The sequence below is a fragment of the Cupriavidus sp. 01L45 genome (assembly GCF_056399885.1).
In genome coordinates, this window is sequence record NZ_JBFTSG010000035.1 from 1 (window position 1) to 19,178 (window position 19,178).

22 protein-coding genes are annotated in these 19,178 nt (G+C 66.8%); 9 read left to right on the forward strand and 13 right to left on the reverse strand.

Annotated features, from left to right (window positions below):
* On the forward strand, positions 1–1,209 hold a 1,209-nt coding region (locus AC1DT6_RS22910; protein WP_477114923.1), incomplete at its 5' end, for a DUF2252 domain-containing protein.
* A 73-nt stretch (positions 1,210–1,282) separates the two neighbouring features.
* On the opposite strand, the gene AC1DT6_RS22915 is transcribed toward AC1DT6_RS22910, so the two are convergent.
* On the reverse strand, positions 1,283–1,747 hold the full coding sequence (locus AC1DT6_RS22915) for a ProQ/FinO family protein (RefSeq protein ID WP_477102547.1): 465 nt from the start codon (positions 1,745–1,747) through the stop codon (positions 1,283–1,285).
* Positions 1,748–2,180: 433 nt separating this feature from the next.
* On the opposite strand from AC1DT6_RS22915, the gene AC1DT6_RS22920 reads away from it, so the two are divergent.
* The 4 genes from AC1DT6_RS22920 to AC1DT6_RS22935 all read left to right on the forward strand — a co-directional run bounded on the left by AC1DT6_RS22920 (position 2,181) and on the right by AC1DT6_RS22935 (position 5,896).
* Positions 2,181–2,579 carry a cupin domain-containing protein gene (locus tag AC1DT6_RS22920; RefSeq protein WP_441628538.1) on the forward strand — a complete coding sequence of 133 codons (399 nt, stop codon included), beginning with the start codon at positions 2,181–2,183 and terminating at the stop codon, positions 2,577–2,579.
* A gap of 71 nt (positions 2,580–2,650) precedes the next feature.
* The gene (locus tag AC1DT6_RS22925; RefSeq protein WP_035862792.1) at positions 2,651–3,628 is read left to right on the forward strand and encodes a Bug family tripartite tricarboxylate transporter substrate binding protein; all 978 of its coding nucleotides are present in this window, start codon (positions 2,651–2,653) and stop codon (positions 3,626–3,628) included.
* A gap of 113 nt (positions 3,629–3,741) precedes the next feature.
* Complete coding sequence (locus AC1DT6_RS22930) at positions 3,742–4,716, forward strand: Bug family tripartite tricarboxylate transporter substrate binding protein (protein WP_441628537.1); 975 nt, start codon at positions 3,742–3,744, stop codon at positions 4,714–4,716.
* Positions 4,717–4,723: 7 nt separating this feature from the next.
* On the forward strand, positions 4,724–5,896 hold the full coding sequence (locus AC1DT6_RS22935) for an acyl-CoA dehydrogenase family protein (RefSeq protein WP_477114924.1): 1,173 nt from the start codon (positions 4,724–4,726) through the stop codon (positions 5,894–5,896).
* Positions 5,897–6,029: 133 nt separating this feature from the next.
* Here the strand turns inward: AC1DT6_RS22935 and AC1DT6_RS22940 are convergent, their stop codons facing one another.
* The 9 genes from AC1DT6_RS22940 to AC1DT6_RS22980 all read right to left on the reverse strand — a co-directional run bounded on the left by AC1DT6_RS22940 (position 6,030) and on the right by AC1DT6_RS22980 (position 14,372).
* A complete protein-coding gene (locus tag AC1DT6_RS22940; protein ID WP_441628533.1) occupies positions 6,030–6,188 on the reverse strand; it encodes a DUF3309 family protein in 159 nt (52 codons plus the stop codon).
* Positions 6,189–6,297: 109 nt separating this feature from the next.
* Positions 6,298–6,480, reverse strand: coding sequence for a glycine zipper 2TM domain-containing protein (locus AC1DT6_RS22945; protein ID WP_441628532.1), 183 nt, complete (start codon positions 6,478–6,480; stop codon positions 6,298–6,300).
* Positions 6,481–6,681: 201 nt separating this feature from the next.
* A complete protein-coding gene (locus AC1DT6_RS22950) occupies positions 6,682–7,542 on the reverse strand; it encodes an NAD(P)-dependent oxidoreductase (protein WP_035862799.1) in 861 nt (286 codons plus the stop codon).
* A 98-nt stretch (positions 7,543–7,640) separates the two neighbouring features.
* The gene (locus tag AC1DT6_RS22955) at positions 7,641–7,952 is read right to left on the reverse strand and encodes a hypothetical protein (protein WP_045241085.1); all 312 of its coding nucleotides are present in this window, start codon (positions 7,950–7,952) and stop codon (positions 7,641–7,643) included.
* A 120-nt stretch (positions 7,953–8,072) separates the two neighbouring features.
* On the reverse strand, positions 8,073–9,101 hold the full coding sequence (locus AC1DT6_RS22960; protein WP_441628529.1) for an NAD(P)-dependent oxidoreductase: 1,029 nt from the start codon (positions 9,099–9,101) through the stop codon (positions 8,073–8,075).
* A gap of 172 nt (positions 9,102–9,273) precedes the next feature.
* Entirely contained in the window at positions 9,274–10,956 is a 1,683-nt protein-coding gene (locus AC1DT6_RS22965; RefSeq protein WP_441628527.1) for an ABC transporter ATP-binding protein, read from the reverse strand.
* Positions 10,953–11,783 carry an ABC transporter permease gene (locus AC1DT6_RS22970; RefSeq protein ID WP_441628525.1) on the reverse strand — a complete coding sequence of 277 codons (831 nt, stop codon included), beginning with the start codon at positions 11,781–11,783 and terminating at the stop codon, positions 10,953–10,955. The genes AC1DT6_RS22965 and AC1DT6_RS22970 overlap by 4 nt, the downstream gene beginning before the upstream one ends.
* Positions 11,780–12,763, reverse strand: coding sequence for an ABC transporter permease (locus AC1DT6_RS22975; RefSeq protein ID WP_477114925.1), 984 nt, complete (start codon positions 12,761–12,763; stop codon positions 11,780–11,782). The genes AC1DT6_RS22970 and AC1DT6_RS22975 overlap by 4 nt, the downstream gene beginning before the upstream one ends.
* 7 nt (positions 12,764–12,770) lie before the next feature.
* Positions 12,771–14,372 carry an ABC transporter substrate-binding protein gene (locus AC1DT6_RS22980; RefSeq protein WP_441628521.1) on the reverse strand — a complete coding sequence of 534 codons (1,602 nt, stop codon included), beginning with the start codon at positions 14,370–14,372 and terminating at the stop codon, positions 12,771–12,773.
* A gap of 292 nt (positions 14,373–14,664) precedes the next feature.
* On the opposite strand from AC1DT6_RS22980, the gene AC1DT6_RS22985 reads away from it, so the two are divergent.
* The gene (locus AC1DT6_RS22985; protein WP_441628519.1) at positions 14,665–15,513 is read left to right on the forward strand and encodes a VOC family protein; all 849 of its coding nucleotides are present in this window, start codon (positions 14,665–14,667) and stop codon (positions 15,511–15,513) included.
* The gene (locus tag AC1DT6_RS22990) at positions 15,510–16,631 is read left to right on the forward strand and encodes a M14 family metallopeptidase (protein WP_477102583.1); all 1,122 of its coding nucleotides are present in this window, start codon (positions 15,510–15,512) and stop codon (positions 16,629–16,631) included. The genes AC1DT6_RS22985 and AC1DT6_RS22990 overlap by 4 nt, the downstream gene beginning before the upstream one ends.
* A gap of 15 nt (positions 16,632–16,646) precedes the next feature.
* Here AC1DT6_RS22990 and AC1DT6_RS22995 read toward each other — a convergent pair whose 3' ends face one another.
* The 3 genes from AC1DT6_RS22995 to AC1DT6_RS23005 all read right to left on the reverse strand — a co-directional run bounded on the left by AC1DT6_RS22995 (position 16,647) and on the right by AC1DT6_RS23005 (position 17,713).
* Positions 16,647–16,862, reverse strand: coding sequence for a GIN domain-containing protein (locus AC1DT6_RS22995; RefSeq protein ID WP_477114926.1), 216 nt, complete (start codon positions 16,860–16,862; stop codon positions 16,647–16,649).
* Positions 16,787–17,233: a GIN domain-containing protein gene (locus tag AC1DT6_RS23000; RefSeq protein ID WP_477114927.1), complete on the reverse strand. Its 447-nt coding sequence runs from the start codon at positions 17,231–17,233 to the stop codon at positions 16,787–16,789. Before AC1DT6_RS23000 ends, AC1DT6_RS22995 begins: the two co-directional genes overlap by 76 nt.
* Positions 17,234–17,305: 72 nt before the next feature.
* Complete coding sequence (locus tag AC1DT6_RS23005) at positions 17,306–17,713, reverse strand: GGDEF domain-containing protein (RefSeq protein ID WP_441628515.1); 408 nt, start codon at positions 17,711–17,713, stop codon at positions 17,306–17,308.
* 159 nt (positions 17,714–17,872) lie between these two features.
* On the opposite strand from AC1DT6_RS23005, the gene AC1DT6_RS23010 reads away from it, so the two are divergent.
* Both AC1DT6_RS23010 and AC1DT6_RS23015 read left to right on the forward strand, forming a co-directional pair.
* Positions 17,873–18,328, forward strand: coding sequence for a YccF domain-containing protein (locus tag AC1DT6_RS23010; protein ID WP_045241077.1), 456 nt, complete (start codon positions 17,873–17,875; stop codon positions 18,326–18,328).
* Positions 18,329–18,690: 362 nt separating this feature from the next.
* Positions 18,691–19,167 carry a hypothetical protein gene (locus tag AC1DT6_RS23015; RefSeq protein ID WP_441628513.1) on the forward strand — a complete coding sequence of 159 codons (477 nt, stop codon included), beginning with the start codon at positions 18,691–18,693 and terminating at the stop codon, positions 19,165–19,167.
* Positions 19,168–19,178: the final 11 nt, after the last annotated feature.

Here is a 19,178-nt window from a genome sequence, read left to right on the forward strand (position 1 = left end):
GGCAGCGCCATCATCCAGGCGCATGACCTCGCCGGTACGCCGAATTCAGACATCCCCATCCAGATCTGCGGCGACTGCCACCTGGCCAACTTCGGCGGGTTTGCCAGCCCTGAACGCTCGCTGCTGTTCGACCTCAACGATTTCGACGAGACCAGCCTCGGGCCCTGGGAATGGGACCTGAAGCGGCTTACCGCCAGCTTCGTGGTGGCGGGCCGGCATCTGCGCCACAAGCGGGGCGTGATCGACGACCTGGTCTATCGGGTCGTGCGTAGCTATCAGGAGCGGATGGCCACCTATGCCGGGATGGGCATCCTCGACACCTGGTACGACTGCATTACCTTCGAGCGCCTGATGGCCGAGACGCCTTCACCGCAGATCCGCCAGCGCCTGGAGCGCGGGATAGCGCGCGCGACCAAGCGCGCCAGCGAGGCGCTGTTGCCGAAGCTGTCGGAGCGGGTTGGCGAGCGCTGGGTTATCCGCGACGCACCGCCGGCCATCTTCCATCTACACGGCCAGAACACGCTGTTCTCCCCCGACGACGACTGGATGAAGATCGACGACGCCGGAAAGGCGCTCGACAAGTCTTTCGAGGCGTACCTGGGCACCCTGTCGCCCGACCGGCGCCAGTTGCTCAGCCATTTCACGCGCCACGATGCCGCCTTCAAGGTGGTGGGGGTGGGCAGCGTCGGCACGCGCTGCCTGATCATCCTGATGATCGACAAGCACGGCAAGCCGCTGTTCCTGCAAAGCAAGCRGGCCACACAGTCAGTAGTGGCGTGCTATTTCAAGTCGCCGCCGGTGATGCATGAAGGCCGGCGTGTGGTGGAGGGCCAGCGGCTGATGCAGGCGGCCAGCGACGTGTTCCTTGGCTGGAACAACGGGCCGTCCGGCCGGCATTTCTACATGCGGCAACTGCGCGACATGAAGCTGTCGCCCGCGATCGAGCTGATGGATCATGAATTGCTGGCCAGGTTCGCGGCGCTGTGCGGCTGGGTGCTGGCGCGGGCCCATGCCAAGGCCAGCGGGATGGCGCTGGAGATCAGCGGCTACCTTGGCAATAGCGATGCGATGGCCGATGCGCTGTTGGGGTATTCGAACGCGTATGCGGATCAGGTCGAGCGCGACTACGACGTGTTTGTCGGTGCCTGCCGCTCTGGCCGGCTGGAGGCGCGCACGGATGAAGACATCGCCGCGGATTTTCAAATCTAGGCGCTCGCCGAAATCCGCGGATCGAGGAACACCACCGGGCCGATTCGAGTCCGGAGGGTGTCTATGTCGCTGATCAGCTAGGCTTGGGCGCAGTCGCGGTTCGAGATGACGCACGCGCCGCGCGGTGGGCATGGAGTTGCAGCGCCCGGTTCGCATCGGCCTGTGCGACGTGTCCCGCTTCCTGACCCGCCAGATCGACACGCGGGGCACCTTCCACCAGGCAGGTCCAGTAGCGGGTGCCGCGGCACCAGGTCCGGATCGCGTCGCGCAGCACCGACTCCGTCAGGCCAAGTTCCTGCGCGTGCTGGACGAGATCTTCGAAGATGCCGATCTTGAGCGCTACCTTCGGCGCAGGATTCTTCGGAAAAGTTTGCGGGAAGCGCTTTTGCAGCTTCGCGATGGCCTGCAGCACCGGATCCACGGGCTTCGCCGGGCTGACCGGAGCCACCGGACGCGCGCGCCGCGTCTTAGCCTGTGGCGCGGCCTTCGCTTGCCTTGCCAGTTGTTCCTTCAGTGCCGCCAGTTGTTCGAAGCCCATCGTGTCCAGCCAGTAAAAAAACTTGGTGCGATTGTAGCAGCCCTACGCGATTCACCTTGCCGCCCCCGCCGCGGCGGGAATCGGCCAAATCAGGCATCGTGGCCAGGACGGGCGCCCGTCACACTTCGCGCGTCCCCCCAATTCGGTGCCGTTCCTGCGTGGCTTCATGCCAACAGCGCTCCGCGCCCTCCCTGGCGGAACCCATATCCGCCAAATTTTGTTACATCTACAGAATGCTAAACCGGATATTTCTATCTGTGGACGGTAATTTTGGCGGTAGAACTGCCATCCACTTCCATCAGGCGCTTGCTGGGCGTACCTTTGCTGGACGTGTTTGTTTTCATGGGTATAAAATAAAATTCACAAACATGAAAAAATGATCGGTTTGCCTGTCGCCCTCCCTGGGTGGGGCGAAACTGGCAAGGAGACTGCAATGACATCCCCCTCGTCCTCGCCGACCTGCTTCGTCCGTGCCGAAGACGTGCCCGGCTACCACCCGGCCAACCATGTGGGTACGCTGAACCGCCGCATCATTGGCCGCGAGAATGTCGGTGCCACCCAGCTTGAGGTGATCCACGGCACCATCGAGCGCGGCAAGGGCGCCTTGCCGCACGCCCATCCCGGTATCGAGCAGGTTTGCTACGTGCTGGAGGGCAGGGCGCTCGCCGAGGTGAACGGCCAGTCGCGCGAGCTTGGGCCCGGCGACTGCTGCTTCTTCCCCGCCGGATCCATGCACGTGTTCACCGTCATCAGCGACGAGCCCGTCAAGCTGCTGGTGATCTACGCCCCGCCTTATGAGGAATCCCCGGATCGCGTGATCCGTCCCGCCTGAGCATTGCCCCGTCCCGGGCGGTTGCCCGCAGCCGAACGGACGTTCGTAGTTGAAGCCTGGAGGAGATCCCGATGAAACTGTCTTCCCGACGCCGCCTGATGCTGTGCGCCGCGATCTGGAGTGCTGCGCCGGCCCTGGCCTGGAGCAGCGCCTATCCCAGCAAGCCGATCCGCATGGTGGTGCCTTACGCGCCGGGCGGAGCCTCCGATGTGGTGGCCCGGCTGGTCTCGCAGAAGCTGTCTGAGGCCCTGAAGCAGCCGGTGGTGGTGGAGAACCGGCCGGGCGCCAACGGCATCATCGGCACCGACCAGGTCGCGCGTGCCGCGCCGGATGGCTACACCTTGCTGCTGAACACCGCCGGCGCGCAGACGCTGAGCCCTGTCCTCTACAAGGCCGGCTACGAGCCGCTCAAAAGCTTCGCGCCAATCAGCCTGATCAGCAGCATCGGCTTCGTCATGGTGGTCCACCCGTCGGTACCGGCCAAGACCGTGCAGGAGTTTGTCGGGCTGGCGCGTTCCAAGAGCCGTCCGCTGAGCTTGTCGGCCGGCAGCAGCATGATCGAGCTGATCGGGGAAACCTTCAAGACAACCGCCGGCACGCCGGATGTCGTCAGCGTCTCCTATCGGGGTACCGGCCCGCAGATGCAGGCGGTGGTGGCGGGCGAGGTCGACATGACCATCGACCCCTTTAACGGGATGGCAATGATCCGCGCGGGCCGGCTGCGCCCGCTGGCAGTGCTGTCGTCCAGGCGCTCGCCGGCGCTGCCGGATGTCCCGACCATGCAGGAAGCCGGCATCCAGGGCATGAACTTCAATTCCTGGGCTGGCTTGCTGGCGCCGGCGGGCACGCCAAAGGAAATCGTTACGCGGCTGAACCAGGAAATCGTCCGGATCGTGGCCATGCCGGAGATCAAGGCGCGCCTCGCCGCCATCGACTATGAAGCCGTCGGCAGTACGCCCGAGCAGTTCGCCACCATCATTGCCGACGACGCCGCGCGCTGGGCCAAGCTGGTGAAGGACACGAACTATAAAGAAAAGACCGCGCCATGAAGCGGCGGGGCTGCCGGTCCGGGTGTTAGTCCGGCCGTCGGTTCCAAGCCACCACCACAAAGCGGATCCATCGCAGAGGGATCGCTAACCAGAAAGAAGCAGGAGACAACACGATGCCAAGATTTACCACGCTGCTGCGCGCGGCGCTGCCATTGCTGACACTCGCCGCGGCGCCGTACGCGGCGGCGGCCGATGCCTATCCCAGCAAGCCGATCCGCATGGTGGTGCCCTTCGCCGCCGGCAGCGGCACCGACGCGGTAGCCCGCATCACGGCCAAGGAACTGGGCGATGCGCTCAAGGCCAACGTGGTGGTGGACAACCGTCCCGGGGCCAACGGCGCCATCGCCGCTGAAATCGTCGCGCAGGCCGCGCCTGACGGCTACACGCTGTTCATGACCACCAACACCACGCATTCGGCCAACCCTTCGCTGATGAAGAAGCTGCCGTATGACCCGATCCGCGATTTCACGCCGGTGGCGCGCATGGGCAACCTGCCCTTCATCCTGGTGGTCAATCCCAAGTTGCCCGTCAAGACGGTGCCGGAACTGATCGCCTACGCGCGCGCTCATCCCGGCATGTCGTACGCCAGCGGCAACAGCACCGGCATCGTGTCGGGCGCCACCCTGGGCCGCATGGCCGGGCTGGACCTGCTGCACGTGCCGTACAAGAGCACGCCGCCGGCCATGACGGATGTGATTGCCGGGCAGGTGCCGATGATGTTCGTCGACGTGGCGGCCGGCATTGCCAACGTCAAGGCAGGCAAGCTGCGCGCGCTGGCGGTGACCACGGCGCAGCGCAGCCGCCTGCTGCCGGACCTGCCGCCGCTGGGAGACACGTCTGAGCTGAAGGGGTTCGACATTACCTCCTGGAACGGCGTGTTCGCGCCAGCGAAGACGCCGGCGGACGTGGTCGAGCGGCTCAACCGCGAGCTGTCCCGCATCGCCGCCAGCAAGGAAGTGGCGCCGCGTTTCGAGGCGCTGGGGTTTGAAGCATTCGGGCAAACGCCCAAGCAGTTTGCCGGCTTCGTCGCCGGCGAACTGGTCAAGTGGACCAAGCTGGTCAAGGACGCCGGCATCCAGCCGGAATGAGGCAAGCATGAACTTTGAAAGAACCCCCGAACAGCGCGCCATCGTCGAGGCGGTGACGCAGATTTGCAGCGACTTTGGCGCCGACTACTGGTCGGGGCTCGACGACGAAGGCAAGTTCCCCCATGCATTCCACCAGGCCATGGCGAAGGCGGGCTGGCTCGGCATCGCGATGCCGGAGGCCTATGGCGGCGCCGGGCTCGGGATTACCGAGGCGGCGCTGATCATGCAGACGGTGTCGGCGTCCGGCGCCGGTTTTTCCGGCGCGTCGGCCATCCATATGAATGTGTTCGGCCTCAACCCGGTGGTGGTGTTCGGCAACGAGCGCCAGAAGGAGGCGGCGCTGCCGCCGCTGATCGCCGGGCAGGAGAAAGCCTGCTTCGCCGTGACCGAACCCGATGCCGGGCTCGACACCACTCATCTCAAGACCCAGGCCGTGCTGTCGGCCGATGGTGGCAGCTATCGCGTGGACGGCCGCAAGATCTGGATCTCCACCGCCCAGGTGGCCGACCGCATGCTGCTGCTGGCGCGCACCACGCCGCTGGAGCAGGTGGCCAAGCCGACCCAGGGCCTGAGCCTGTTCTACACCGCGCTGGACCGCARGCACATCGAGGTGCGCGAGATCCACAAGATGGGACGTGCCGCCGTGGACTCGAACATGCTCTTTATCGACGGCCTGACGGTGCCGGTGGAAGACCGCATCGGAGAAGAGGGGCGCGGTTTCGAATACATCCTGCATGGCCTGAACCCTGAGCGCATCCTGATTGCGGCCGAAGCCGTCGGCCTCGGCCGCGTCGCGCTGGAAGCGGCGACGCGCTATGCCAGGGAGCGCACCGTGTTCGGCCGCCCGATCGGCCAGAACCAGGGCATCCAGCATCCGCTGGCGCAGGCCTGGATGGCGCTGGAAGCGGCCGACATGATGGTCTGGAAAGCGGCGTGGCTGTATGACCAGGGCAAGCCCTGCGGCGCAGAAGCCAATACCGCCAAGTACCTGGCGGCGGAAGCCGCCCACCAGGCTTGCCAGACCGCGGTCCTGACGCTGGGCGGCATGGGCTATGCGCGCGAGTACCAGGTGGAGCGCTACCTGCGCGAATCGTATATCCCGCGCATCGCACCGGTCAGCGCGCAACTGATCATGTGCCATATCGCCGAGCGCGTGCTGGGTTTGCCGAAGTCCTATTGACGAGGCGGCGGGACAATCCCGCGCGGGGAACCCGCATTCTTTCAGCGATGAAAATAATAAAGGGCGCCCCGCCGATGCCAGCGGGGCGCCCTTGTTTCCCTGAGCGAATACGGATTTCCACAGGTCTCTGTCTCTATAGCCGACCCATCACGACCAGGACCACAATGATCAGCAGGACCAGTCCGAGGCCGCCGCTTGGGTAGTAGCCCCACCCGGTGCTGTACGGCCAGGTTGGCAATGCGCCGACGAGCAGCAGGACGAGGAGGATAAGCAAGATCGTACCGATGGCCATGACGGGCTCCTTGACGAATGGATAAGCGTGAGGTGCTTATGGGATGCCTATGGGGTGCTTATGGTTGTTCTGTGCGGGCTATGCAATGCGGTGCGGACCGGGGCCAGCGTTACTTGCCCAGTTCGTGGCCGATGACGCCGCCAGCCACCGCGCCGCCGATGGTTGCCGCCGTATTGCCGTGCGACAGTTCATGGCCTGCAACACCGCCGGCCACGGCGCCGGTAGCGGTACAGCCGTTCAGCCCGATCAGAAGTACCGCGCCCGCGATGAGCGCGCTTGCCAGTCTCAGCATGTTGGTCTCCTTGATGCGTGGTGCCGGTTGCGTGACAGGTACACCAGCCATGCCTACAAGATAGCCGGGCAGGTTGGCGGCACCAGCGGGGCTGCCTCTGATAAGGATGTAGGAATTGGACGACGCCGCGAGCGCGGCGTCAGGGAGGGAGGCGGTCCAGGCGGAAGGGGAAGTCAGCGGGCAAAGGCTGCCCGCCAACTGTTAGCGCAAGCGCTTGATCAGCGCGGAGGTGTCGGCGCGGCCGCAGCCGTCTTGCTGCAGGTCCGCGTAGAACTGGTCGACCACAGCCGTGACGGGCAGGCTGGCGCCGTTGCGGCGTGCTTCGTCCAGGCAGAGGCCGAGATCCTTGCGCATCCAGTCCACCGCGAAGCCGAAGTCGAACTTGCCTTCGATCATGGTGGGGCCGCGGTTTTCCAGTTGCCACGAGCCCGCGGCGCCCTTGCTGATCACGTCGAGCACGACCTTCATGTCCAGCCCGGCGCGCTCGCCGAAGGCGATGGCTTCCGACAGGCCCTGCAGCAGGCCGGCAATGCAGATCTGGTTGACCATCTTGGCCAGCTGGCCGGCGCCCGCGCCGCCGATCCGGGTGACCGCGCGCGCATAGGCGCCCAGCACCGGCTCGATCTGGGTGAACACGGCCTCGTCGGCGCCGCACATGATGGTCAGGATGCCCTTTTGCGCGCCGACTTCGCCGCCCGACACCGGCGCATCGACAAAGTGCAGCCCGCGCTCGCCGGCGGCGGCGTACAACTCGCGCGCGACATTGGCGCTGGCGGTGGTGTGATCCACGAACACACAGCCTGCCGGCGCCGTGCCGAAAGCACCATTGGCGCCGGTGAGCACCGCGCGCAAGTCATCGTCATTGCCCACGCAGGAGCAGACCACTTCGGCGTCCCGGGCGGCCAGCGCCGGGGTGGCCGCCGATTTGCCGCCGAAGGCCGCGACCCACTGCTCGGCCTTGCTTGCCGTGCGGTTGTACACGGTGACCTGATGGCCCTTGGCGGCGAGATGGGCCGCCATGTGATAGCCCATGACACCCAGGCCGATAAATGCAACACGCATGACTAGGAAACTCCAGGACCCGCGGTGAGCGCGGGCGAATGTGACAAAGTGGGCAGCCCCCCCGAAGCCGGGAATGCTGCCATTCTTGCAATGCAGCGTCAACAAGCCTTGCCGGTGCTCCCGGTTGTCAGCATGCGGGCGATCGACGCGGCTGTGGCGGGAGCAAATTGTTGCACGCACTCGCGCGTCAGCGCCAGCGTGTAGGCCAGCGCCATGATCCGATTGTCGAAAGTCCGGTTGAGCATGAATTGTGAGGAGAGCTCCATGCCGTTGCCCGGCTTGCATAAGCGGACGAGTGCGCCCCAGCGGCCGTCCTCCACCGGCAAGATATCCACGTCAATCGCATATTCTCCCTCCGTGCAGGTCCAGGCGGGCCCCGCGAGCCGCCGTTCCGCTTTGTCAGTCACCATGTCGTTCCTCCGCGCTTTTCTGGCGAGAATCCCCGCGCACCGGGCCGTCCCGATGCCATGACTCCCGCTTCCTGGTCCGCGGTCATTGCCACGGGCCATGACTTCCTTGCAGGCGCCGGGCTATTTGCCGGCATCCTGCGCATGTCCGCCAGCGGGCACACCGCGCAGGCGCGGCAACCTGCTGGCATGTTCGGCGTTGACGGCGCCATCGGGTATGCGTCCGCGCAGCAGGTCTTCCACCTGGCGCACGGCATCCATGGCCTGGTGTTCGGCGGACTGCGGCGTCAGCCCGCCGATATGCGGCGTAGCGATGACGAGCGGGTGGCGGGCCAGGGCGAGGGAGGGTGTCTGATCGTGCCCCCGCCCGACATCCAGCGCGCACCCGCCGAGATGCCCCCGGTTCAGCGCGTGCAGCAGTGCCGGCTCATCCACCAGATCACCACGTGAGGCGTTGATGAAGCAGGCGCCGCGCTTCATGGCGCTGAAGGCGCCGCGATCGAACAGATTGAGGGTGCCCGGCATGACCGCCGCAAGGCAGACCACGAAGTCGGCGCGCGACAGCAGGGTGGGCAAGTCCAGGCGCTCCAGCGCGAGGTCATCGACGTCCGCATAGGGATCGCTGACCAGCACCTTCATGCCGAGTGCGCGGCCGAGCGAGGCGAGATAGCGGCCGATGGTGCCGTAGCCCACGATGCCGAGGCTGGCGCCCCGCAGCTCGCAGCCCATCGCGGGCGTCGCGTGGCCCCAGTTGTGATAGCTGGCGCTGGCCCGGCTGATGCCGCGGCCCAGGTCGATCATCACTCCCACCACCCATTCGGACACCGAGGCGGCGAAGCCGGGCGAGGCTCGCGTTACCAGGACGCCGTGACGGCTCGCCGCCTGGACGTCGATCTCCCGTATGTCCACGGCAACCCGGCACACCGCCACCAGGTCCGGCAGTGCCTGGAACACCGCGGCGGGCACCGCCAACTCGCGCGAGGCGACAATGATGTCGCAGCCGGCCGCGGCGCTTGCCAGTTCGTCCGGCGCGAGCCCGGCCTCGCTGTCATTAAGCCTGAGAGTGGCCACCGCACCGAGCCTGGCGAGCGCGCGGCCGCTGAAGTACAGCGCACGCGCGCTGGGCCCGTGCGTCAGGCAGATCGTGCGCATGACAGCCGTCTTGCATGGCTTCGATACATTCCGCGTCCTCGCCGTCTTAATCAACACTTTAGTAAAACGATTTAGTAAATCGGTTTACAAGATCATAGGCGAATGCCTGGCAAATGCAAGTGGGTACCGGAACGGGCCAGGACGACGGGCTTTGTGGCGTTCAGCCAGGGGATCACCAGAGGCCTGCCTGCACCGCATCGGGTTCGGCGCAGGCAGGCGAGACCCCAGCGGCCCTTGCCCGGCCCGCCACCGCCTGCCTGCCCGGCACCGCTGCCAGCAAGGCCTGCGTGTACGGATGGCGGGGCGAGCCAAACAGCGCTGCGGTAGCCGCTTGCTCCACCACGCGCCCGTCCTTCATGACGGCGACGCGGTCGCAGACCTGGGCGGCCACGCGCAGGTCGTGCGTGATCAGGATCAGCGACAAGCCGGTGCGCGAGCGCAGGTCGTCGAGCAGCGCCAGGACCTGGGCTTGCACGGAGACGTCCAGCGCCGAGACTGGCTCGTCGGCCACCAGCACGTCAGGCTCGAGCGCCAGCGCCCTGGCCAGGCCGATACGCTGGCGCTGGCCGCCGGAGAATTCATGCGGATAGCGGTCGAGCGCGCTGGGGTCCAGTCCCACCAGCTCGAACAGCTCAGCCGCTCGCTGGCGTGCCCGCAGCGGGTGCTCCCCGTGAATCAGCGGTCCCTGCGCAACGAGTTCCCCCACGCGCCGGCGCGGGTTGAGCGAACCGAACGGGTCCTGGAACACCATCTGGATACGGCGGGCGCGTTGCCGGCGCCGCGCCGCGCCGCCGGCGAGAAGATCTTCGCCATCGAGCCGCAGGCTGCCGCGGTCCGGGTCTAGCAGTCCCACCAGACAACGTGCCAGTGTGCTCTTGCCGGAGCCGCTCTCGCCCACGATGCCCAGCGCGCCGCCGCGCGGCAGCGTCAGGCAGACCTGGTCGAGTGCATGGACCTGGCGCTGGCCCCGGTCGAGCCAGCTGCCGCTGCGATAAGTCTTGCCGATACCGTCGATGGCGAGCAGCGTGTCACCCGCCACCACGCGTGGCGCCGGCGGCTCCAGCGCGGGCACGGCGGCCAGCAGCGCCTGGGTATAGGGGTGCCGGGGCCGCGCCAGGATCTCGGCGGCGGGCCCGGTTTCCACCACTTCCCCCTGGCGCATGACCGCGATGCGGTCGGCGATCTCCGCCACCACGCCGAAGTCATGCGTGATGAATAGCACCGCCGTGCCTTTGCGCTTCTGCAGTTCGCGGATCAGCCGCAGGATCTGGGCCTGGGTAGTGACGTCGAGCGCGGTGGTGGGCTCGTCGGCAATCAGCAGGCTGGGTTCGAGCGCCAGCGCCATGGCGATCATGGCGCGCTGGCGCTGCCCGCCCGACAACTCGTGCGGGTAGGCGCCGGCGGCAGCATGTGGCTGCGGGATCTGTACGTCTTCCAGCAGACTCAGCACCTTGCGCGCGATTTCCGCCTTGCCCAGCCGGGTGTGGGTGCGGAACACCTCGCCAATCTGGTCACCGATGGTGCGCAGCGGGTTGAGCGCCGTCATCGGCTCCTGGAAGATCATGCCGATGCGGGCGCCGCGTATGCGCCGCAACCCGGCTTCGGACAGGGCCGTGAGCTCGCGGCCTTCGAACAGGATGTGGCCGGCGCTGCGCCGCACCCCGTCGGGCAGCAAGCCAAGCACGGCGCCGGCGGTCATCGACTTGCCGGAGCCGCTCTCGCCGACCACGCACAGGACTTCGCCAGGCGCCAGCGCCAGCGAGACGTTGTTCAACGCCAGCCCGCGATCGGCGCCGGCAGGCAAGGCGACGCTCAGCGCGTCGATACTGAGAAGAAAGGGCAAGGGTCCGCTCATGGGCGCTTCAGCCTGGGGTTGAGTGCATCGTTCAGGCCTTGTCCGACCAGCGACACCGCCAGCACGGTCAGCAGGATGGCGATGCCGGGGATGGCCGACACATACCATTGCGAACGCAGCACGCCGCGCCCGCCGCCGATCAGGTTGCCCCAGGAGGCCACGTTCGGGTCGGACAGGTTGAGGAAGGCCAGCGCGCTTTCCAGCAGGATGGCCAGCGCCATCACCACGCTGGCGTACACCACCACCGGCGGCAGCGCATTCGGCAGGATCTCGCGGAAGATGATCTGCAGGTCGCGCATGCCCAGCGCGCGGCACGAGTGGACGAAGTCGCGGTTGCGCAACGTCAGGAACTCGGCACGGGTCAGCCGTGCCGTGGCGGGCCAGGATACGGCCCCGATCGCCAGCGTCACGGTGGCGATGCCGGAGCCGAATACCGAAACCAGCACCAGCAGCAACAGGAAGCTGGGCAACGTCTGGAAGCCTTCGGTCAGCCGCATCAGCAGGTTGTCGGCCCAGCCGCCGTAATAACCGGCGAACGCCCCGATCAGGATGCCGATGCAGACGGCGATTAGCGTGGCCACGAAGCCGATCAGCAGCGATACGCGCGCGCCATGGAAAATCTGGGCGGCAATGTCGCGGCCGGTCTGGTCGGTGCCGAGCCAGAAGCGCGGGTCCTCCAGCGGCCATTGCAACGGGCGCCCGGCCAGCGAAAGCGGGTCGGCCGGGAACAAGAGCGGGGCGGAGGCCGCCATGGCGATGACCGCCAGCAACACCAGCAGGCCGACGAAGGCGGCCGGGTTGCGCAGATAGCGTTGGAGCAGCTTCATGCCTTGCGTTCGTGAAGGATGCGGGGGTCGAGCAGCGCATACAGCATGTCGACAATGAAATTGATCGCGATCACCAGCAGCGCGCTGATAAAGACAATGCCCAGCAGGGTGTTCAGGTCGCGCTGCACCACCGAGTCATAGGCAAGCCGGCCCAGGCCGGGCAGTGCGAACACGCTCTCGATCACCACCGAGCCGCCCAGCATGGTGCCGAACTGCAGCCCCGCCAGCGTCAGCAGCGGCAGCAGCGCGTTGCGCAAGACATGCCGCACCAGCACCGCGTATTCCGCCAGCCCCTTGGCACGTGCGCTGCGCACGAAATCCAGGCTCAGCACTTCGAGCATCGACGCGCGCATGATGCGCAGGTAGATGGCCAGGTAGATCAGCGCCAGCGTCACGGTGGGCAGTACCAGGTGCCACGCGATGTCGGCGATGCGCTCCAGCCCCTTGTATCCTGCGGCCACATCCATGTAGCCGYCCGGCGGCAGCCACCCGAGGTGGATGGCGAACACCACGATGCCCATCAGGCCGAACCAGAACGACGGCGTGGCATAGAACACCAGGCCGAGCATGGACACCAGCGTATCCGGCCAGCGGCCGGCCCGGCGCGCCGCGGCGACGCCAAGCGCGACGCCGCACACGGCGGCCAGCACCTGGGCACAGCCCATCAGCAGCAGCGTGACTGGCAGGCGCTCCAGGATCACCGCTGCCACCGGCTTGCCATAGATGGCGGAGTAGCCCAGGTCCAGATGCACGAGACGCCACAGGTAGCGGCCGAGCTGCACCGTGGTGGAGGCGTCCAGTCCGTAGAACTGCCGCAACTGGCCAATGACCGCCGCATCGGCGCCACCCATCTCCGCCACCAGCGCGTCGACGGTGTCGCCGGGGGCGAATTGCAGCAGCAGGAACAGGCCGCACAGGATCAGCAGCAGGGATGGCAGGCTGGCGGCCAGCCTGCGCAGCGCGAGCAACAACACACGCATGGCCGGCTCAGGCCGAAAGCCAGGTGTCATACCAGCTGCTGGAGGGCCAGCGCGGCGTGTTGTGGTCGTTGTGCACGCGCTTGCTGGTGATCGAGTAGAACTCGCGCTCCGTCACCATCCAGACCGGCAGCTCGTCGTTGACCTCCTTGACCCATTCGGCATAGAGCGCCTTGCGCCTGGCCGGGTTGATTTCCGAAGCGGCATCGTCGATCAGCTTGTCGACCTTGGCCGATTGCCAGCCGTACTGGTTGGTCCAGGGCGCGCCCTTGGGGCTGCCGGAGCGGTACCAGACGGTGGTCGAGACCGCCGGATCGCCGCGGTACTGGTGCCAGCCCGTGGCCAGGTCGAAATTCCAGTCGCGGTAGACGGTCGACAGCGCGCCGGCGATGTCGAGCTGCTGCACCGTGACCTTGATGCCCACCTGGGCCAGCGACTGCTGCACGAAGGTGGCGAACAGCGGCACGTCCTCGCCGTTCTGGATCGGCACCAGCTTGAGCGTGAAGCGGTTGCCGTCGGCGCCGCGCTTGAAGCCGGCTTCGTCGAGCAGGGCCTCGGCGCGCTTGCGGTCGAACGGGTAGGGCTGCTTGCCACCCGGATAGAAGGACGACGTCGAGGGGATCGGGCCGGTGGCCGGCTTGGCGGTGCCGTACAGGAAATTCTTGATGAAGAACTCCACGTCAATGGCGTGCGCGATGGCGCGGCGCACCCGCACGTCCGACAGCTCCTTGCGGCGCACGTTGAACTCCAGCGTGTTGTTGTACGAATTTGCCTCCAGGCCCTTGGTGGACACCTTGAAGCGACCGTCTTTCTTGAAGCGCTCGAGGTCGGCCAGCCCCACGTGCGAATAGGTGGTCAGCTGTGCCTCGCCGGTTTCGATCGCGGCGGCAGCGGCTGATTTGTCGGTGACGATGCGCCACACCACGCGGTCCAGGTAAGGCGTGTTCTTGCGCCAGTAAGCGGCATTGCGCTCGGCGATCACGAACTGACCGCGCTCATACTGGACGAAGCGGAAGGGACCCGTGCCGATGGGCGCGGTATTGGCCGGATTTTCCAATACGCTGGTGCCTTCGAACTTATGGCGTGGCACCACGTAGCCCAGGTCGCACAGCGCGCGCAGCAGCAGCTCGATCGGCATCGGGCGGGAATAGCGGAACACCGCGGTCTGCGCATTGGGCGTGTCGACGGCTTCCAGGTACAGGTGCAGCGCGGTGCCGTAGTTCAGGTGCTTCTTCCACAGTTCCAGCGCGTTGTACTGCACGTCGGCCGAGGTGAAGGGCTTGCCGTCATGCCAGGTGACACCCTCGCGCAGCTTGAAGGTAATGGTCTTGCCGTCCGGCGAGCTGCTCCAGCTGGTGGCTAGCACGGGTGCCGGCCTGCCGCTGGCGTCCAGGTCCACCAGCGATTCGATGATCTTGCTGGAGACCACGTAGACGCCGGTGGATGCGCGCAGCGCAGGGTTGAGGATGCGCTGCTCGCCGCCCAGCAGGACCGTCAGCACGCCGCCCTTGCGCGGCGCTTCGGCGGACTGTGCCAGCAGCGTGCCCGGCAGGGCGGCGCCAGCGGCAAGGGCGCCGGATTGGATCAGGAAGTCGCGTCGGGTCAGGGACATGGCTGGGGTTCCACAAGGATCGAGAAAAGCACTAAGGCTGGACAGCCAGCGAGTGTAGGGGGCGCCGCCGCGCGAGGGAAACGCGCTTTTCGTCTAAGCAAAGACGGTAGTTGGCTGGTGGCGGCGCTCGCTGCGCTGCCGCCCCGGCATGGCATCGGCACGCATAAGCAAAGACGAAACGCGCAGTTGGGTAACGGGCCAGGCTCACGTAATCTCCATGCGCTCCGGCCGCGGACATAGCCTTCCCATCCCATCCCATCCCAGCCCGCGCCCGTTCAAACGGAACCCTGAAATGCCGAACCTGATCCCGCTGCTCGACCACGTGGTCGTCAATGTCCACGAACGCCTGGATGACGCGGCCAGCCGCTATCGCAGGCTTGGCTTCCAGCTCACGCCGCGCGGCCACCATTCCCTCGGGTCGAGCAACCACCTGGCGATCTTCGACACGGACTACCTGGAGTTGCTGGGCTTCGAAGCCGGCAAGGCCACCACGGGCCGCGGCGACCTGCTGGCCGAGCCCCCGGGCCTGACCGGGCTGGTCTTCAAGAGCGCCGACTCGACCGGGCTGCACCGCGAGATACTGGCGCGCGGGCTGGAGGTGGAAGGGCCCCCGCGCGAGTTCACGCGCCCGGTTGAGCTGCCCGGCGCCACCGCCGACGCGCGCTTTCGCACGGTGCGGCTGGCGGCCCACCAGGTGCCCAACGGCCGCATCTACTTCTGCCACCACTTCACGCCCGAGCTGGTCTGGCGCGGCCACTGGCAGGCGCATCCCAATGGCGTGACCGGCGTCGCGGAATACGTGATCGCGGCAGCCGACCCGGCGCGCACCATTGGCCTGCTGGCGCGGCTGTTTGGCAGCGAGCACGTGAGCCAGGGGCAGCACGGGCAACGGCTGCGCGCCGGGGGCGCCTCCGTGGTGGTGCTAAGCCCGGAAGCGGCAGTGCGCCGCTTTGGCGCCAGCGTGCCGCCGCTGATCGACGGGCGCGACCGCATGGTCGCGCTGGTACTGCGCACGACGGCGCTGGAAACGGCGCGTGCCGCACTGGCGGCGGGCGAGGTGCGCGGTATCGCGGAAATCGACGGCCTGTTGGTGGTGCCGCCGGCCGAAGCGGCGGGTGTCACCGTCGCCTTCACCGAATAAGCGCGGACGATATCCCGATGGATTTCACGGACTTCTACGCGCCGGACTACACCGGCGCCCGCAACAAGTTCCGCGCGGCTGCCGATGCGGCCGGCGCGGCGCTCAGCGTCTACCCGCATCCGCACGCCAGCGGGCCGGCCGGCGAGCCGCTGGCCATCGACGTGGCGCATCTCGGCGACGCGCGCGCGCCGCGCCAGCTGGTCCTGATCAGTGGCACCCATGGCCAGGAAGGCTACGCCGGCTCGGCCGCGCAGGTCGCATGGCTGCGCAGCGCGCCGGCCCGGCAATTGCCCGCGGGGCTGGGCGTGCTGCTGGTGCACGGCCTCAATCCCTATGGCTTCGCGCACGGCACCCGCACCACCGAAAACAATGTCGACCTGAATCGCAACTTCGCCGCGCATCTCTTCGACGCGGCGCAGCCGGTTCCCGCCAATCCCGGCTATGCGGAACTGCATGCCAGCCTGATTCCGGCGGAGTGGAGCTGGGACAGCGTTGCCGACGCGGAAGCCGCGGCGCAAGCCTACGGGGCCAGGCATGGCGCCGACGCCCTGTTCGACACGCGCGCCCGCGGCCAGTACAGCCACCCCGATGGTCTGGTGTTCGGCGGCCACCACCGGGAGTGGTCAAACCTGACGCTGGAGACCATCGTGCGGGAGCACCTGGCGCATGCCGGGCGGGTCGGCCTGATCGACTGGCATACCGGCATCGGCGAGTACGGCGAACCCTTCTTCCTGTGCTTCAACCCGGATGGCAGCGGCCAGCAGGCGCGTGCCGCCAGCTGGTGGGGTGAGCAGCGCGTGCTCGGTGTCCGCCCGCACGGCCTGGCACGGCCGGCCTATAGCGGGCTGGTATTCCATGGCGTCGAACGTTTCCTCGGGGAGCGGCCGCTGGTGGGCGCGGTGGTCGAGTTTGGTACGCGGGGCAGCAATATGGGGCATGCACTGCGTCTGGACCAATGGCTGCGCTTCAGGGCGGAGCGCGGCACCGGGCGTTATGCGCAGTTGCGGGCGGACATGCTCGATGCCTTCATCCCGGTGGCCCAGCCTTGGCGCGATGCCACGGTGCGGCATGGCGTCGCCATCACCCAACAGGCCGTGGACGGGCTGGCCGCATGGTAGCAATCCGGCGCGCGGCTACTCGAAATACACCTGGCCCGAGCCGGTCCGGCTGACCGCGCGCTGGGGCGGCCTGCCGGCGACCACGATATCGCCCGATCCCGTCAGTGCCACGCTGGCGGCATCCGAAGCGTATCCGAGGATACGTCCCGAGCCGCTCAGTTGCGCATCCAGCCTTTGCGCGCGCAGCGCGCTGGCGTCCACCTCGCCCGAGCCGGAGATGGCGGCGCGCACGCTGCCGTGAGACCGATCGACAGCTTGCCGTCTGCAACGGTGGTCACGATCAGCGGCAGGATGTCCGCGGGGCCAGTGATGGAAACGGACGCGGTGGGCGACGCCGAAAATACCGCTTCGACAGGGGCATTGAGCCGCACGCTTGAAAACGCCCCGACCGTGCGCCGTTCGGTCCTTTCGGGACCCGTTCCCTTGGTGGCGTCGACGGAAGACTGCACCTGGCCATTGATGACGACGACACTGCTGCCGGAGGCTCCCGAGGCCGAGACGCCGCTTTGGTTGATGACAACGGTGCTTTGCTGGGCCAGTGCCGCGCCGGTCAGGCAGGCGGATGCCAGCCAGGTGGCGCGTAGCGTGCTGAAGCGGGTCATGGCGATCCTCTTGCGCCGGGTGGCGCCGGATGTTCCGGGAGATGCCCGGCCAGCGGGCCCGCCAGTAACGCCCTAGCCAACAGCGTTCTGGCCGGTCAGGCCGGCTTTGGCGCCCGGCGCACTGGCTTCCCGGTGGAACGTGTATTTATCCTTGCCGGTCCTCTTTGAATCATAGAGCGCCTCGTCGGCTTTGATGAGGGCTTTGGTGAGCGTGTCACCGTCCAGGTGGGCGACGCCAATGCTGATGGTTACCGGATGGGCCGAAGGCAGATCCCGGACGCTGCGGCACAGCAGGTCGATACGTACCTCCGCCTCGGCGCGCGACATCTCGCTCAGGTAGATGCCGAACTCCTCGCCGCCCAGGCGCGCGAACTGGCAACCGGCCATCACCTCCCTGATCTCCGCGGCAACGCGCTTGAGCACGTCGTCGCCGATATCGTGGCCATAGCGGTCGTTGACCTTCTTGAAGTCGTCGATCACCCTGCCTTTTCGTGTGCGGGGAAGCGTTCCGGGATGGCGTTCGACGATGATCTTACAAGGTCTCGATCCTGTCTGGCGCACGCCATGCCTTGTGCCCGCGGGCAAGCAAGTTACCTTCGCGTATCATCTGCCGTGACTTCAATTGTCTGAGGGAGATTCATGCGTGCCATCTTAAATTTTCTCTGGTTCATCCTCGGCGGTGTATTCATGGGCCTGGCCTGGTGGCTGGCCGGGCTGCTCGCCTTCGTTTCCATCGTCGGGATCCCATGGGGCAAGGCCTGCTTCGTGATCGGTAAATTCACCTTCTTCCCGTTCGGCAAGCAGGCTATCAGCCGCCGCGAACTGCACCAGCGGGATGACATCGGCACCGGTGCCCTTGGCCTGGCCGGTAACGTGATCTGGTTCGTCTTCGCCGGCGTCTGGCTCGCGCTTGGCCATGTGGCATCCGCCATTGCCTGTTTTGTCACCATCATCGGCATTCCTTTTGCCATCCAGCATCTCAAGCTGGCCGGCATCGCGCTGGCGCCGATCGGCCAGACGGTGGTGACAAACGAAGTCGCCGAGGCCGCGCGGCGGGACCAGGCACGCGCGCACGTGGACGGGCTGCGCCGTTGACGCTGCGAGTGCTCCTGGTGCGCTGAACAGGAAGTTCGCTTTGTGCAAGGGCGCGTCGCGGCAAGTTTCGGCGCCCGCGCTGTCACGGCATGGTTGGTCGGGACCGCGCTGGAAACCGGATGCCGCTTTGCAAGCCACCGCGATCGTTGGTGGGGCGGCGCTCACAAAATTTTCCGCGCGGTGCTCCGATGTGCCCTATCGCTGGCTATTCTAAAGATGGTGGTTGAACGCTCCGGCCAACCCGGTRTTCAGCCAGGAGGCCAGGGCCGCCGGGCCGCAGATGCCGGAGGCTGAAGATGGCGCTAGCGCTGAGTGGGGACGCTGCGTGAGCGTTTATCGATGGCGGTCGCGTAGGAGGGCATATGAGAACGCTGGGCTTGCTGTTCGCCACGTCGATGGCGATAGCGCTACCGCTGCATGCGAATGCAGCGGGTTGCCAATATGACATGCAGTGCAAAGGGGAGCGAATCTGCCAGAAGGGCCAGTGCGTTTCCCCCGATGACGATGAGCAGGATGCCGCCGCCCAGGCCTCCAGGCAGCCAGCTTCTCGCGCTGCTCCCGCTCCTGCCCCCGCCCCCGCTCCGGCGCCCACCGCAAGCCCGGCGCAAGCGCCCACCTCCGCCCGCATGGTGAAGAACGCGCCGCCCCCGCCGCCGCCGCCGCCCACGTCGGCTGCTCCGGCTGCGCAGGCCCCGTCGGAGCCGCGTTTTTGCTGCACGGTAGCCGGCCGGCTCAAGCCGTACAACAGCGCGGCCTTCGATGCCGATACCAATGTCGGCGACGCGTGCCAGGGCGTGACCCACTCGGGCAAGCCTGTGCCCGGTACCGCCTGCCAGTGACGGCCCATGCC